This window comes from Streptomyces sp. NPDC047453, from assembly GCF_040643155.1.
Lineage (GTDB): Bacteria > Actinomycetota > Actinomycetes > Streptomycetales > Streptomycetaceae > Streptomyces.
The window spans coordinates 1-14,248 of the sequence record NZ_JBEYTS010000060.1; the positions used below are offsets into that span (position 1 = coordinate 1).

The 14,248-nt window shown below is 69.6% G+C and carries 16 protein-coding genes and 4 pseudogenes; 9 read left to right on the top strand and 11 right to left on the bottom strand.

Annotated elements, in window-relative coordinates; translation table 11 throughout:
• Positions 1–101: 101 nt before the first annotated feature.
• Entirely contained in the window at positions 102–407 is a 306-nt protein-coding gene (locus tag ABZ818_RS32845) for a recombinase family protein (protein ID WP_361422758.1), read from the bottom strand.
• A 260-nt stretch (positions 408–667) separates the two neighbouring features.
• A pseudogene (locus tag ABZ818_RS32850) lies at positions 668–765 on the bottom strand (MerR family transcriptional regulator); the annotation flags it as partial.
• Between the two features lie 103 nt (positions 766–868).
• Between ABZ818_RS32850 and ABZ818_RS32855 the strand changes: the two are divergent.
• Positions 869–1,384, top strand: coding sequence for a DUF4188 domain-containing protein (locus tag ABZ818_RS32855; protein ID WP_361422761.1), 516 nt, complete (start codon positions 869–871; stop codon positions 1,382–1,384).
• 53 nt (positions 1,385–1,437) lie between these two features.
• On the opposite strand, the pseudogene ABZ818_RS32860 reads toward ABZ818_RS32855, so the two are convergent.
• Positions 1,438–1,569: pseudogene (locus tag ABZ818_RS32860) on the bottom strand (IS30 family transposase); the annotation flags it as partial.
• Positions 1,570–1,803: 234 nt separating this feature from the next.
• Between ABZ818_RS32860 and ABZ818_RS32865 the strand changes: the two are divergent.
• Entirely contained in the window at positions 1,804–2,226 is a 423-nt protein-coding gene (locus ABZ818_RS32865) for a hypothetical protein (RefSeq protein ID WP_361422764.1), read from the top strand.
• Between the two features lie 49 nt (positions 2,227–2,275).
• On the opposite strand, the gene ABZ818_RS32870 is transcribed toward ABZ818_RS32865, so the two are convergent.
• Together ABZ818_RS32870 and ABZ818_RS32875 are read right to left on the bottom strand one after the other, a co-directional pair.
• Positions 2,276–3,073 carry a helix-turn-helix domain-containing protein gene (locus ABZ818_RS32870; RefSeq protein ID WP_361422767.1) on the bottom strand — a complete coding sequence of 266 codons (798 nt, stop codon included), beginning with the start codon at positions 3,071–3,073 and terminating at the stop codon, positions 2,276–2,278.
• Between the two features lie 106 nt (positions 3,074–3,179).
• Positions 3,180–3,563: a hypothetical protein gene (locus tag ABZ818_RS32875; RefSeq protein WP_361422770.1), complete on the bottom strand. Its 384-nt coding sequence runs from the start codon at positions 3,561–3,563 to the stop codon at positions 3,180–3,182.
• Between the two features lie 300 nt (positions 3,564–3,863).
• Here ABZ818_RS32875 and ABZ818_RS32880 point away from each other — a divergent pair, with 300 nt between their 5' ends.
• The 6 genes and pseudogenes from ABZ818_RS32880 to ABZ818_RS32905 all read left to right on the top strand — a co-directional run bounded on the left by ABZ818_RS32880 (position 3,864) and on the right by ABZ818_RS32905 (position 7,327).
• A complete protein-coding gene (locus ABZ818_RS32880; protein ID WP_361422772.1) occupies positions 3,864–4,505 on the top strand; it encodes a hypothetical protein in 642 nt (213 codons plus the stop codon).
• A 371-nt stretch (positions 4,506–4,876) separates the two neighbouring features.
• Positions 4,877–5,317: a hypothetical protein gene (locus ABZ818_RS32885; RefSeq protein ID WP_361422774.1), complete on the top strand. Its 441-nt coding sequence runs from the start codon at positions 4,877–4,879 to the stop codon at positions 5,315–5,317.
• A 119-nt stretch (positions 5,318–5,436) separates the two neighbouring features.
• Entirely contained in the window at positions 5,437–5,739 is a 303-nt protein-coding gene (locus ABZ818_RS32890; RefSeq protein ID WP_361422777.1) for a hypothetical protein, read from the top strand.
• Positions 5,736–6,782: a zeta toxin family protein gene (locus ABZ818_RS32895; RefSeq protein WP_361422780.1), complete on the top strand. Its 1,047-nt coding sequence runs from the start codon at positions 5,736–5,738 to the stop codon at positions 6,780–6,782. Before ABZ818_RS32890 ends, ABZ818_RS32895 begins: the two co-directional genes overlap by 4 nt.
• A 6-nt stretch (positions 6,783–6,788) precedes the next feature.
• Positions 6,789–7,017 (top strand): annotated as a pseudogene (locus ABZ818_RS32900) (GntR family transcriptional regulator).
• Between the two features lie 91 nt (positions 7,018–7,108).
• A complete protein-coding gene (locus ABZ818_RS32905) occupies positions 7,109–7,327 on the top strand; it encodes a hypothetical protein (protein WP_361422783.1) in 219 nt (72 codons plus the stop codon).
• A gap of 335 nt (positions 7,328–7,662) precedes the next feature.
• On the opposite strand, the gene ABZ818_RS32910 is transcribed toward ABZ818_RS32905, so the two are convergent.
• Positions 7,663–8,016: a VOC family protein gene (locus ABZ818_RS32910; RefSeq protein ID WP_216372758.1), complete on the bottom strand. Its 354-nt coding sequence runs from the start codon at positions 8,014–8,016 to the stop codon at positions 7,663–7,665.
• A gap of 736 nt (positions 8,017–8,752) precedes the next feature.
• Positions 8,753–9,124, bottom strand: coding sequence for a twin-arginine translocation signal domain-containing protein (locus tag ABZ818_RS32915; RefSeq protein WP_361422787.1), 372 nt, complete (start codon positions 9,122–9,124; stop codon positions 8,753–8,755).
• A gap of 293 nt (positions 9,125–9,417) precedes the next feature.
• Between ABZ818_RS32915 and ABZ818_RS32920 the strand changes: the two are divergent.
• Positions 9,418–9,759 (top strand): annotated as a pseudogene (locus ABZ818_RS32920) (pentapeptide repeat-containing protein); the annotation flags it as partial.
• Positions 9,760–9,954: 195 nt separating this feature from the next.
• On the opposite strand, the gene ABZ818_RS32925 reads toward ABZ818_RS32920, so the two are convergent.
• From ABZ818_RS32925 to ABZ818_RS32940, 4 genes are all read right to left on the bottom strand, one after another.
• Positions 9,955–10,245, bottom strand: a complete 291-nt coding sequence (locus tag ABZ818_RS32925) for a hypothetical protein (protein WP_361422790.1) — start codon at positions 10,243–10,245, stop codon at positions 9,955–9,957.
• A gap of 106 nt (positions 10,246–10,351) precedes the next feature.
• Positions 10,352–10,930, bottom strand: a complete 579-nt coding sequence (locus tag ABZ818_RS32930) for a DUF4913 domain-containing protein (protein ID WP_361422793.1) — start codon at positions 10,928–10,930, stop codon at positions 10,352–10,354.
• Positions 10,920–12,659, bottom strand: a complete 1,740-nt coding sequence (locus ABZ818_RS32935; RefSeq protein ID WP_361422796.1) for a TraM recognition domain-containing protein — start codon at positions 12,657–12,659, stop codon at positions 10,920–10,922. The genes ABZ818_RS32930 and ABZ818_RS32935 overlap by 11 nt, the downstream gene beginning before the upstream one ends.
• Positions 12,656–14,245: an ATP-binding protein gene (locus ABZ818_RS32940; RefSeq protein WP_361422799.1), complete on the bottom strand. Its 1,590-nt coding sequence runs from the start codon at positions 14,243–14,245 to the stop codon at positions 12,656–12,658. The genes ABZ818_RS32935 and ABZ818_RS32940 overlap by 4 nt, the downstream gene beginning before the upstream one ends.
• Positions 14,246–14,248: the final 3 nt, after the last annotated feature.

Here is a 14,248-nt window from a genome sequence, read left to right on the forward strand (position 1 = left end):
GACACGCACGGCGGGTGCGGCGGGCGGGTCGGGGAAACGGGCTGGTCGCAAGGCCAGTACCGCCCCCCGGCCCGACCCAACCCAGCCGCAAACGGTGGTGATCAGTCCTCGCACCTGGCGGGTTGGGGCAGTTCCGGCGTGCTCGTCGCCTCGGCGAGTGCGAGGCGACCGCCCTTCAGCTCGGGCACGTAGTTGTAGATCGTGTTCCTGGAGACGCCGAGGAGCTTCGCGATCGAGGTGACGGTGTTCTCCGGGCGGGCGAGCAGGTCGCGGGCGTGACGTACCTGCTCCTCCGTCATCGCCGGCGGGCGGCCGAGTCGGGCGCCGCGGGCGCGAGCGGCGTCCAGGCCCTCGTTGGTGCCCTGCACGATGAGTTCGCGGATGAACTCTGCGAGGGCCGCGAACACGTGGAAGAGGGTCAGCCGAGATACGGCCGAAAGGGCGCAGGTCAAGCGCCTGATCCGGGTTCTCGCCAAGGACACGGACTGACGGCTCGGCAGCCTTATCCAGAAGCACGCGTGCCGATGCCGCATAGCGGTTGGCCGTCTTCTCGTCGATGCCGAAGGGCGAGGGCGAGGTGGAGCGGGCCGGCGCCGTGGGTGAGCGGATCGTGGGGTTGCGTAAGACCCGCCCGTTCTTCTTCGCGTGCCGGAACAGCGAGCGCAGTGTTCACCTGCCGGCCCGGTGCCAACAGCCTTCTTGCAGGTAGTACTTGATCGTCGCGGTGGAGGCATCGCTCCGCTCGCTCAACTCCGCCAACTGCATCTCTTGCGCCCTTCTTTGGGTCGCGTCACTATCCAAGCATGGAGCAGTCGGACAGTGTCGCTGGCCAATGGCTGCGAGGGGGGACGTCGTGTTCGGAAAGCCCATGGCCGTAAGCCGTACCACCGCGGCTGCCGAAGGGGACGTGGTCGTCCTGCTGATCGGCATGCGGATCAACCACTTCTGGGCGGCGCACCACTGGCTGCCGGTGTTCCTGGCGATGCCCCGCATGCTGCGCGAGCTGAAGAAGCAACCCGGGCGAGGTCTGCTCGGCCACGTCCTGCTGACGGCGTCCCCGCGGACGTACTACGTCGTGCAGTACTGGGAGTCCAAGGAGCGACTGTACGCCTACGCGTCGGCGTCGGACATGTTGCATCACAAGGCCTGGGCGGACATCAACCGCAAAGAGAAGGCGGGCAAGTTGCGGCAGCACGTGGGGATCTGGCACGAGACCTATGTGGTGCCCGAGGGCTCGTACGAGTCGATCTACGGTGACATGCCGCCCTTTGGGCTCGGCGCCGCGCACGGCGTCCTGCCCATCGAGAAGCGGGGGCGCCGGGCGAAGGACCGGTTCGCGTACCGCACGGCGAAGGCCGGGCAGGGGGCGCCGCCGTCGGTGTAGGCCCCGAACTCCAGCGAATTCCAGGGGTCGTCGCAACACAGTGATCGACTGGCTGTGGTCAGGAGCTTGGCGAGACGCTCGGCTGGGGTTTCCCAGTCGAGCGTTTTGCGTGGGCGGCTGTTCAGCTCGGCGGCGACGGCGTCCAGGTGCTCGCGGGTGTGGACGGACAGGTCGGTGCCCTTGGGCATGCCGACGGAGGGCCCCGCATTCTCGGCACAGGTCGAGGCCCAGTACTCCCGAAGCTGCCGCGAAGTGACAAGTAGCGCTCCGTAACCGGGGCGCCGCGCGCCTCGCCCGTTGGGGGTCCGCGGGTTATCTGGCCAGAAAGACCACCTTCGTTTGACCTGGACCCGCGCCCGCGCCTGGGCGGTCGCGGTGGGCGTCAGCGGGATCGTCGGCTCGTGCGATGATCCCCGGTCATGGGGAGACACACATGGGGGAAGGCGGCCGCGGGCGTGGTCCTGGCGGTGGCTGTGGCGGTCGTGAGCGGCTGCGGGCCCGAGGGGAAGAAGCCGTCCCCGCCGAGCGTCACCAAGGCGGCCGCGGCGTTTCAGGATGCGGTCGTGGAGAACGCCTCGGGGAGCTGCACGCAGGAGCCGGGGGCGTGCTGGGAGCAGATGACCGCGGTCATCCAGCCGGCGCGGTTGCTGCGGAAGGCGATGAACGCCGACAAGAACGTCAGCCCGGAGTTCTGGACCGAGGCGTACGCGCTGATCGAGAAGATGGAGGCCGGTTACGCCGTGGGGGAGGACCGGGGCGCGGGCTTCAACTCGAACCGGCCCGCGGTGTTCGGCACTGCGCATGACCTGTCCGACTGGCTTGACGAGCACCCGACCAAGTAGCCGCCCAACAACAGGGGCCCATACGGCGTCGTACGGGCCCCTGTGGCGTTCACTGGGACGCGGGGAGGGCGTGCCACTCCTCCGGGGCGTCCACGTCGTCGTACGCGGTCCTGTACCACTCCAGGTGGGTGGCGTAGTGCGCGCGGCCAGCGTCGGTCAGGTGGAGGACCTTCAAGCCGGACGGGCGGTCGGAGTCGCGGTAGGGGTACAGCCACTGCGCGACTTCGGTCTCGGCGGCGAGCGGGCCGCCGCGGTGTTCGAGCAGCTTGGTGGGCGCGGTGGCGCTGCGGGTGACGGTGCGCGCCTGCGTGTTGGTGATCCCGGACGGCAGGGCCGCCAGTTCCTTCGGCGGGGTGCGGCCGAAGTTCTGCCACACGGCGCTCCACTCCTTCCGGATCCACAGCTGGTTGTCGATGTCGGCGCGGACGATGGCGGCCAGGAGCAGGAAGGCCGGGCGGGCGAGGAGACCGCGGGGCTTGCGGACCTTGTGGTCGTCCAGGCTGGCGTGGGCGTCCTCGGACAGCTCGTTGGGGATCGGTGCATCGACGTCCGGCCACAGCTCGGCGTAGCACCGCACGTGCTTCTCGTAGTGCGCCTGGCCGGCCGGCCCCTTACCCAACTCCTTCTCCAGCACCGCGACCTGGGCGTCCGACAGTCGCAGCGCCTGGGTGCCTCCTTCCCGCCAGGCACGACGCCACCGTTCCACCGACCGCTCGCTGACTCGTAACTCCTTGGCGACCACAGCCGTCTTCACGCCCGCTGCGAACTGCTCCGCGGCCGCAAGCCGTATCCGTTCACGAAATGCCCGCCGCTCAGCGGTCAGGCCCCCACCCTGCGCATACCGCATAGGAACGGCATACCGCAGGGATCACCACCCGACGCTAAGCCGAAAACCTCAGTAACAGCGGAAGGCTGCAGCAAGCCTGTTCATCTGCCCAGCTAGCCAAAGGGGGTCACGGTGTCGCCGCGCGGAACAGGGTGAGGAGGGACTGGGCGGGCGCAGTGTCCGCGTCGAAGAACTGTGTGGCCAGCGCGGGAGACACAGCCGTCCCATGCATACGGACCTCGTGGCAGCGAAAACAGAACGCCGCCTCGAACAGTGCCAGGTCAAGGGATTCCCCGTACGCGCGGACGCTCCAGCCTGGAGAGAAGCCGCAGCGATGCTGTTCGCTGCGGGGCAGGCTCCCGATCAACGACAGGGCATCGTCGGCCTCGTTCCCGGCCCAGTGGGCAACCGTCCTCCCGGGGTAAGGGACGCCTCGTTCGGCCGGAACGGCGGAAATCCGCACGACCTCGATCAGCGCAGTCGCGGCAAGAGCTTCGGCGGGGAGCTGCATGTGCACAGTCTCCCCGCAGCGCAGTCCAGGAATCCAGCTCCCAGATCAGCAAACTCGCAGGTGAGGCAGGTCGCCGATGCCCTGCGGGCCATCTGCAACGCTCATCGGGACCAACTCAAGCACTCACGGGCCAACTCGCACGCTCAGTTTCAGGATCACGGTCGGCCGGCACACCCGTCGGTGGTGCTGTATCGATCTCCTTACATTGAACGTGGACAGACGCTGGCGAACGAGCCGCCCTCCGCTACGGTGGCCTCGTTAGATCGGCGTTCATTCACGTTCAATACAAAGGGAGACCTGTTGAAGATCACCGTGACCATCGACCAGCCCACGGGCGACTTCCAGAATCGCCTCCTCGCCCTCCTCGCCGAACACGCCACCCACGTGGAGCTGGACGCCACCTGGACCGTGCAACGAGCCGAGCAGTACTACCGGTCCCTGCCCAAGCGCGCCCGCCGCATCGTCAAGCTCTCCGTCGCGGGCGACGGCTACGTCGCCTCCGAAGACCTCCGCGACGACGAAACCACCAGCCTCCGCGGGCACAGTGCCTCCCTGAAGCGGCTCCTCCAGCGAGGCGCCATGCGCGGTCTGTGGCCCGAGGACATCCACCCGCCAATCACCCCCGACGGACCCGGCTTCGGCAAGGTCGTCGGGTACGCCATGGACGAGGACCTCGTGCCGGTCTTCTTCACCGCGATCCAAAACGTCGAGACCGAGCCCGAAACGTGGGCAGAACAACGCCTTACGCAGGTCGCCGCCCTGGAGAAGGCCGTTCGGGCGCAGGGCGGCACCTGGGACACCCGGCGTGCCGTCACCGCGCTCAGCGATGCAGGCCACGAGGCGAGCGACAAGCGGGCCCGTCAGATCCTTAGGGATCTGGCCGCGTCCGGTCTCCTCGTCAAGACCGACCCCGACCGCGCCGTCTACGCCACCACGGCTTGATCTCTCCCAGCGTCCGCGCCCTGCAGACGCACACGGCCTGCAGCCCGAGACCGTCCCGGGCCGCAGGGAGGGCGCACAGCCCGCAGCATCCAGCCGACGAGGAGAAGGTGCCCCGCTAACCCCCTAGCGGGGCAACGACCGCCATTCAAGCCGTACGGAGATGAAAATCCGCAGGTCACAACGCCTTGAATTCAGATTTCCCGGTGGCAACGCGGGGTTCGCCGCCGGGGCTTGCGCCGCTAACCCTGCTTTCCCTCACTCTTCGGCACTGTCAGATCCGCCGCCCGCGACACAAGGGCTGGGACTGCTGCACGCTCCGCCCCGCACGCGCACCCGGCGCGTACGCCCTCCGAGCCCGAAGGACCACGGACATGACCACCCGCCCGGCCGCGCGCCGCCTCGTCACCCGGATCGCCCCGCCGCTCGGCGGCGGGGCCCTGGCCCTGGCCGCCACGTCCTATATCGGCGTCCCTGAGTGGGCCGTGGTGCTCGCTGCCGTGGCTGGTGCCATGGCCAGTGTCCTGCCGGCCCTGCTGCCGCAGGAATCCGAGCACCGGCGGGATGTGTGGCGGGACTGGCTGCGCCACCGGGAGCGCATGGCGCGTCTGCGTATCTCTGCCGCCAACTCCCGTCCCGGAACTGCGGGTTTGCGAAATGATCACCACGAACAGTCCGGCCGACCACGCCACCCGGCTTGGCGCCGCCCCGCCGTAGTGCAGGAACAGTCGGCCGAGCTGTACGGGGAACTGACCGGTGCCGAGCCGGAACTTAACGACGAGCACCGCAGTGCACCGGTGCGGCCTCCGACGTGAGCACACCGAGTTGCTCGCCGCCAAGGACACGGCCAGCAGCGGTTCCGGAACGGCCTGATCCCTGCACCGCCAGGGCGGGACAGCAGACAATGACCAGCACAGAGAGATAAGGGGACCGCATGCCGAACGGCATCTCCATTACCGGCCAGCTGGATCCGTACGAGTGGTCCAACGAGGAGACGGCCGCGTACGAGGCCGCCATCGAGGCGATCAACGGGGCCGTGGGCGCCTACAGCGCCGTCATCGCCGCCGAGGAAGCCAAACCCTCGCCGGACCCGGACGTCATCCAGGCCGCCCGCGCCGCTCAGTCCCAGCTGGCCCGGGCGCGCGAGGGCCTGCGTTCGTCCGACCTCGAGCAGATCGCGGCGGCCCGGGCGCACTACGCGCAGCTTGCCCGCGAGACCCTAGCGGGCATCGCATGATCGACCCGGCAGAAGTCGAGCGGCACCGGCTGCCACGGGAGGAGAACGAGCGGATCTTCCGCGAGCGGATCGCCCCCGACCTGTTACAGGGCCGCACCCCGCAGGACACGCCGACGGTCGTCTTCCTCGTCGGCCAGCCCGGCGCCGGCAAGAGCCGGGTCACCGAGATGGTGGCCACCCAGCTCAACCGACACGGCGGTTTCGTGGACGTCGACAGCGACCTCTACAAGCCCTACCACCCGGCGTATGCGGCGCTAATGGCCCAGGACGACACCCTCATGGCCGCCTACACCCGCGCCGACGGGCGGGCCTGGATGGCGCAGGCCGAGCAGTACGTACGCGACCACGGCCTGCACGCGATCATCCAGGAGACCTCTCAGAACGCCGGGGCCGTGGGGGAGAAGATGCGCGCCTACCGGGCTGCCGGGGCACGGGTCGAGGGCCTGTTCATGGGGGTGCCGCAGGCGATGAGCAATCAGGGCATCGTCGCCCGGTACTTCGAGCAGCTCGCCGACCGCGGCCAGGGGCGGCTCACCGTGCAGGCCAACGCCGATGAGTCCTACCGCGGCATCCTGGACCTGGCCGATCGCGTCGATGCAGACGCGCTGGTCGACCTGGCCAGTGTCTACCGGCGCGGCGAGGCCAAGCCTCGCTACAGCAACACCCTGGACGGCTTGGGGACCTGGGCGAGCTCTCCGGCGTTGCGGCAGAGCCTCGAGGGTGAGCGGGCCCGGCCGTGGACGGACGCCGAGAGCGACGGGTTCGTGACGACGCAGCTGCGGCTGCGCGACGCCGGCCGCGACCTCGGCGGCGAGTGGCCCTCCCGGCTCGCGGCGATCGAGGCCCAGGCGCGGCCGCTGCTCACCTCCGCAGCTGGCACACGGCTCGGACCGCCGCGTCCATCCTCCGCGGCCGCCCGTTCACGCAGCGCCACTACACGCAAGAAGCCCCCCACGCCGGGGGCATCGGCGCCTGGCGCGGACCGGACTGGACCGAGGCATGGAACGGACGGCCCGGAGCAGCGGCGCGGACGCAGCAGGTAGTAGCGCGTGCGTGAGGGCTCGCACCGTAGGGTGCGAGCCCTGTGGCGACAGATTGCAGCGGAGATCATCCGGCGCATTGAAGCTGGCACCTATCCGCCGGGCAGCCGCGTGCCGTCCACGCTGGAGATTGCGCAGGAGTTTGGCGTCGTCAACGCGGGAGCAGGGTTGGACGCGCGGCGAGGTTGGGCTAGGAACGTTCAACGCTGCGCGCGTGCCCGCTGTGCGTCGGCGGTGATGCCGAGCCGATCCGCTGGTGAGCCATCCGGCCCGCCTCTGCTGGCGACTCACTGGAGTCGCCTTGCGGCTGATCGTGCATGATGGCCGCCATGAGGGAATGGCTGAGTACCCGCCCGTGGTGGCAGGAGCTGCTGATCAACTGGCTGCTGTTCAGCGTCTGGTGCTTCTTCGCGGTGATCATCGGTTGGACTGACATGGTTCCGCGCAACGCCTTCAAGTTCCTGACCGTGACATTTGCGTGGTCTGTGCTGTGCACCCCGCTTTTCCGGTGGCGGCGACGCCGGTTCCACAGTTCGAGTCCTCGCTGATCGCTTCGCCGCAGCGCTGATCGCAGTCATGGCGCGAGCGGCCCGACATCATCGTCACCGTGACGCCTGCCCAGTGGACCACGCTGGCCGATGCCATCAAGGCCGGAGAGTTCGACCGTCGCGACGTCGTGCCGCGTAGGTCAGAGAACCGCAGGACAGTCCGGGCAGGAGAACAGGAACTCGCGCGGCACGAACCCGGCGGTGCCGGCCCGCTCGGGTGCGCCGCGCCACCGCCATCCGGCTTCCGTGTCAATTCTGTCCGTGTTGCTGTGTGGGACGTCGGGGCCCCGGACAACTGCCCGGCCTCCGCTCAGCGCTTCCGCCAGTGCTTTTGCTCAGCTCTTCCGCTCACTCAGGACGCAGAACTCGTTGCCCTCCGGGTCGAGGAGGGTCACCCAGTGCTGCTCGTCCTGCACGGTGTCGGCGCGCCGGGCACCGAGGGAGAGCAGCCGGGCGACCTCGGCCTCCTGGTCGTCGGGGCGGAAGTCGGGGTGGAGCCGGTTCTTCGACGTCTTGCCCTCGGGGACAGGCACGAAGAGCAGCCCCGGCATCTGGTCCGGCTCAGGCCGGATCTCGATGATCTCCTCGGATTCGTCGACCACTACCCAGCCGAGAGCCTCGGCCCACCAGCGCCCGAGAGCGACGGGGTCGGCGGAGTCGACGATGATCTGTTCCCATTCCAGTGCCATGGGCCTGAGCATAGACAGGACTGGCGGCCCACCCGTCCCTCCGTCGAGGGGCGGCCCTGGCTCATCATCTCCCGGCAGTGACAGGAGAGCGAACACGGCCTCGGAGTCCTGGCTCAGACACCAGCCGCAAGGTAGCGGTGGATCACGCCTCTGCGGTCGCGGTGGGGCGCGCGGGTTATCTGGCCAGAAAGACCACCTTCTTAGTCCTCCAGCGCGAAGGGCTCCATGCAGTCGCCGCACATGATGTTGCGTCGCTCCAAGGTCTTCGGGGAGACCCGGATGGCTTTGTTGGTGAGTTACGAGAGCACCTGTAGCTCAGCGGCGAGAGCACCCTCGTTCACGGGGAGAGTGATGTCGCCGAGTTTTGAGAGCGCCTGGATGCTTGCTTCGGGACCATGGTTGTGCTCTGCACGACGAAGGGACCCGGGTGCTGCCCGAAACCATCAACATGCGCTCTCGCTTAAGACCTACGCAGCCAACCCGAACACGGACCGCTGGGAAGACGGTCTCGGCGACGCGCCCACGCACTGCCAAAGCCCGCGGAGCTTGTGGAACGAGGCGTTGGACGTCCCTGGGCGAGGACGGGCCCGGTCGACACGCAGGCGCCGGCGGCTAAAGAGCGGAACTGGCGCGGGTGTGGGCGAAGTCGGCGCATGGGGCATGGACGCGGGACGGCCCCGCGCCGACCGGTCCGTGGTGGTGCCGGTGAACGGTGCGGGGCCGCTGACAGGATGCGTCAGTTCAGCCGGGCGGGTGCCGGGGTGCCGTAGAAGGTGATCGTTGGCCAGCCCTTGCGGGCGGCGAGTTCGTTGAGCAGGTCGGCGATCTCTTGCGGGGAGATGTCGTAGGGGGCCTGGGCGGGCGTCTCCTCGGTCCTCACGCTGAACTTGATCTGCAGGCTGGCGGGAGTTTCAGCGCCGGTGCTCTTGTCGACCCTGCCTTCGAAGAGGGTCCCCACGGGGAAGTCGGCCGAGGCGGTCTTCGCCTGGGCCTGCACGGCCTGGGGCTCGGCGGCCTGGGCCGGGGCCGGCTGCGCCGCCGCCGCGCCGCCCAGGACTGCACCCGCGGCGGTCGTCCCGGAGTATCCGAGCAGGGATCGTCTGGACATGCTGGACATGGTTCCCCTCCCATTCACCGGCCCTGCAGGCGCCTCCCGGGGCCGTCGCAAGATCGTACGCGTGATCGACAACTGTGCGGAGCTGAATGACGTCATCTGGTGAAGAACCGCTGGGCGTCGGGTGACTGGCCGGTCGTCGTCCATGGGAGCACGCCAGCGGGCCACTGCCGAAATTCGCGAGATCTCGCATCGGCACGAACCGGCCCTGGGGCCGAGTCCACACGACGGCACCCGATCGGGTATGGGAGTACCTACGTTGCGACACCGGGCGGAAACAACGGCGGCTGCGCCTGTGGCCGGTCGGCCGGGTGCTCACGCTGACCTTCACCGCCGCGGTGCTGGTGACCGCCGGGGTGTTCTACACCGGATGGGACCTGCTTGGCGCCCCGGGGCTCAAACCCGAGCACGACTCCAAGACGCTGTTCGACCTGGTAAAGCTGTCCTTCGGGGTGGTCGCCGGGGCCGGCGCCCTGGTAGCCCTCGTCGTGGCCTACCGGCGCCAGCGGGTCGACGAGGACGGCGCCCTGCGGGAAACCACCCGCCTGCACACCGAGCGCTTCACCACCGCCGTCACCCAGCTCGGCAACGACTCCCCCGTGCGGCTTGGCGGCGTACACGCCCTGGCGGACCCCTCAAGCGGTGTCAAAACTCATCGACATTCTCCGCCGCACGGAACAGGAACCGCTGCCAGGACTCATCGACATGCGGTGTTCTGTCTCATCGACAAAGCCACCCGGATGACGGCGGCCGGGGTGCACTGACACACGGCCTTGACGTAGTTGCGGTCCTCCTTCTCCTTCCCGGTGGGCGCCTCGCCGCCCTCACCGGTGTCGACCTCGGCGTCCGCGCCGTCCGTCGTGCCTCCCTTGCTGCCGCCGCCCCCGCGGGTGCGAGTGCCGTAAATGTCGGGCGCGGGTGGCATGGATCGCCTTGTCCAGCGCGGCGATCTGCTCGGCGTACGTCTTCGCGGCCTCCTCCCCCAGCTCCGTGCCGGCGAACCCGTACTTCTTCTTCCACTTCGTGCCGACGTCGGCCCGCTGGACGAGCCCCAACTCGTCGGCCGTCTTGCGGAAGTGCTTGTTGTGGTACTGGCTGGCAGAGCAATCGTCCACGCCACGGGCTTCGTTGGCCGCGTGCGTCGCCGGCGCCGTCTGGATCTGATGCCAGTACCGCCCCGGCCGGGGGCCGCCGGGGCGGCCGCTGGGATCAGTCCTCTCGTCAACTGGTCTCCTGACGCCAGGCGCTGGGCACGGTGCCGGGCATCCGGTGGTCGATCTGGTGCTCGCCCTTGGTGCAGCCCGCGAAGGGACCGCTGGAGCTGCGCAGCTCGCGCATGCACGGGTCCAGGTGGTCGCGGTGCCACACGGACGGCCCTGTGTGGCCGCAGGTGGCGGGGTCGGTCAGTTCCTGCCAGGCGAGCCACAGCGCGTGCAGCCGGGCCACGGCCGGTGTGTGCTCGAACCACAGGTGGCACCAGCGGGCGTCGGCCGACGGTTCGGCGAGGTAGCCGGGTACGAGGACGCCCTCCACCCACTCGATCAGGGCGCGTAGTTCGTCGTCGTACAGCGGCGGATCGAGCAGCAGGATGAACGGCGGGTACTGCCACTCGTCCTCGTCGGCGGGTTCCTCGCCGGCGTCCGGCTCCGCCTCGGCGGAGACCTCGCCCGGCTCGGCGTCGCTGTCCTCGGTGAGCGTCTCGACCTGGGCAGTCAGCCGGGCCACTTGGGCCTTGAGGTCTTCCAGGTCCTGGAAGAGGCCGACCGGGACCTCGAAGTCCGGCACTTCCTCATCGGCCACGGCGGGCTGCCTTCCTCTGCTCGTAGGCAAGGACGGCCCGCCCGGTGATCTCCTTCTCCTCGGCGGCCATCTGCGGGCCGATGTGGGCCATGGCCCGCTCCTCGTACCAGGGCCGCAGGGCGATCTGGGCGACGGGCATGCCGGTGGACATCAGCAGGGCCGTGCCCTTGCGCATGGAGCGGATCTCGGCGGGGTCCAGGACCTGCTCGCGCTGCTCGCCGACGCTGTAGGAGTAGCCCTCCTTGCTCTTGGAGTACGAGCCGCGGTCGACGTAGTGGGCGCCGACAAGGGTGGAGACGTCGCCAGCGAAGCGCGCGTCGTCCAGGCCGACACCGATCAGCTTCTTCGTGGCGGCCGACCACATGGCGTCCATGCCGACCTCGCCCCACGCTTTCACCCCCTGCCTGTACGACTGGAGGATCACGAACGGGGTGATGCCCCGGGATCCGAGGTGGGAGTACAGGTCGGGCAGGTCGGCGATGCGGCAGATGTTGGCGGCCTCGTCCAGCACCGCGCGCATCGGCTCGGGCAGGCGGCCGCCGTTGCGCTCCCCCGCCTCGGCGGCCGCCGTGAACACCGCGTCGGCCAGGGCCGCGACGACCGCGGAGGTGGGTCCGCCCTTCTTCGACAGGAGGTACAAGGTGTCCCGGCTGGTGGCGAAGTGCTCGGGGTCGAAGCGGGGCTTGCTCTTGTCCGGTGTCACCCAGGCGAGCACCTTCTCGTCGCGCAGCGCGCTGACGGCGGTGCGGGCGTTCTGGTAGATGCCCGACTGCGTCTCTTCGGCGATGTTGATGCTGCTCTCGACCTGTTCGGCGAGCACGGGTTCGTGGTTGTAGAGGACCCGCATGGGGGCCTTTTCGTTGGGGTCGGAGAGCCACTTCATGACGTCGCGGACGCTGCCGCCGTCGTGCCATGCGGCGCGGAACAGTCCGACCAGGAGGTCGCCTGCCGCTTGGGACCAGAACGGGTCGGCCTGCTCGCTGGTGATTTGGGTGACGAAGTGGGAGGCGAGGCGTTCGGCGCCCTCCAGCGTTTCCGCCTGGGCGACCATGTCCCACCACATCTCCCGTTCGGCCTGGGCGACGCCCTGGGTGTCGAGGATCCAGGCGTGGCCTACGCGCGAGCGGGAGGCGAGGGTGGCGGCGTAGACGTCTGCCTTGTTGGAGGTCATGAGCAGGCTCGCCGGGGCCTCCTCCGCGACGGGGATGGCCAGCGACGTCGACTTGCCCGCGCGGGGCGCCATGATGGCGACGTAGGTGTCCTCGTCCGAGCCGCGCAGCTCCACCCCGGACGGCAGGTGGTCACCCAGCAGGACGCCCCTGTCGCGGGGCGGGACCTGCTTGGGCTCGGTGTCTTTGAGGCTGGTCCGCAGGCGGGTCGCGGTGCGCGCCGCCGGCTGCGGCGTGAGCTCGCGCACCTGGTGCAGCGTGGCCAGACTGGACGGGTTGCGGAACCACCGGAATGCCCAGCGCAGCCCCCACACGATGAGGGCGACGACGGCGACGTCGACCAGGGCCGCGCCGATGGCGGACGCGGTCTGGGAGTGCGCCCACACGCCGGACCAGTCGGTGACCATGCGGTAGACGGTCAGCGGGGAGGCGGGGGCGACGTCCTCGCCGGTGAGCACCGCGCCGGCGGCGGCTCCGGCCCAGCTGGCGGCGGACAAGGTGACCGCGCCGCCGAACAGGATGCCCCCGAAGGCCCACGCGCGGTCGGACTCGGTCATCATCGGCTGCCGCCCCCCGTGGTCGTCGTCCGGCGCCGGTTGTTGTCCGTGCGGTACAAGCGCTGCTCGGTCGACGTCAGTTCGAGCGCGGCCGCGATGCCCGGCCGTGTGCCCAGCTTGATCAGGTACTTGCCGCGGCCGGGGTGCCGGGTGGTCTCCTCCTCCACTGGCCGGGTGTCGTCCTCGTCGTAGGTCGGGTCGATGTCCAGCCCGGTCGACGTCGCTGACGCCCAGGAGCTGACCATCATGACCTCCTGCTCGGTCAGCATGCGCTTGCCGGTGACCCGCCCGAGTTCTTCGGTGGTGCTGGCACCCAGCACCCAGGTGTCGCAGCGGTCCATCAGGCCGCGGGCCTTGGCCCGGTCCATCTCGGTGGGCAGGGCCTCGACGTCGAGCAGGGAGTGCGTCACGTAGATCGTGACGTCGTCGGTGGTCCGGTTGAGCCGGGAAATCGCGTCCATGGCGTCGACCAGCCCCGGGCCGGAGCGCAGGGCCCGCCACATCTCGTCCATGGGCAGCACCAGTTTGCGGTCCATCAGGCCGATGCTGCGGGCGGAGTCGATCGAGCTGTAGGTGTACGCCCAGGTGGCGATCATGCCTGCGGACACGACGTCGTTGCCGCGGGCCCGCAGGGCGGAGATGTCCACGGAGACCGCGGGGGCGTTGATGTCCAACGGCGTCGTGGTCGGGCCGTCGAAGAGGCCCTTGAGCGGCCCGCCGATGAGGTTGTCGAGCCCGGCGATGACCGAGCGAGTCAGGTCCTGGTACCGCTCACCCTGCGCGGCCAGCTTGATGCGCAGCTCCTCCGGCGCGGCCCGCAGGACGTCGACGACGTCCTTGACGATGGGGTCACTGCCGGAGGCCTGCGCGTCGGAGGCGACATGGACGGCCGTGTCGAGCGCGCTGCGCTCGATCTCGTCCGGGGCCCGGCCCAGCCCGTGCTTGGTGGACAGCAGGGCGACCAGGGTCTCCAGTCGGCGTCCGTTGAGGACGTCGAGCAGGGCCTCCCGGCGCTCGGCGGGCAGTGACTGCACCCGGCCCTTGAGCGGGCCGGAGTCCAGGGGGTTGATGCGGCCGATACCGTCGCCGATCCGCACCACCGACCCGCCGAGTTCGGAGATCAGCGTGCTGTACTCGCCCTTGACGTCGCCGGGGACGCACACCATGTGCCCGTACGCGGAGTACACCAGGCAGAGCCGCTTGACCAGCGCGGATTTACCCGCGCCGGGCTGGGACATGACCCACACGCCCGGGTTGGTCGTCAGCTTGCCCGTCCAGCCGGACGGGTCGATGCACACCAGCTCGCCGGTCAGCACATCGCGGCCGACCGGCACACCGCGCGGGGGCAGGCCGGACCCGAGCAGCCACGGATAGATGCCCCCGGCCTGCGCGGTGGGGCCGGTGTAGACGGTGCCGGAGTCCTCGACCGGCACGCGGCCGCCGAACCGGCCGCCCCACCCGAGCCGGGGGGCGAACCGGTTCCGCAGCCGCCGTTCCTCGCGCCGCTCCTCCCGGGTCGGGGCCTGATCGGCAACGTGGGTCACCCGCCGGGGTGTGGTCACCGCCGGCGGCTTGGGCTTGCGTGCCATCAC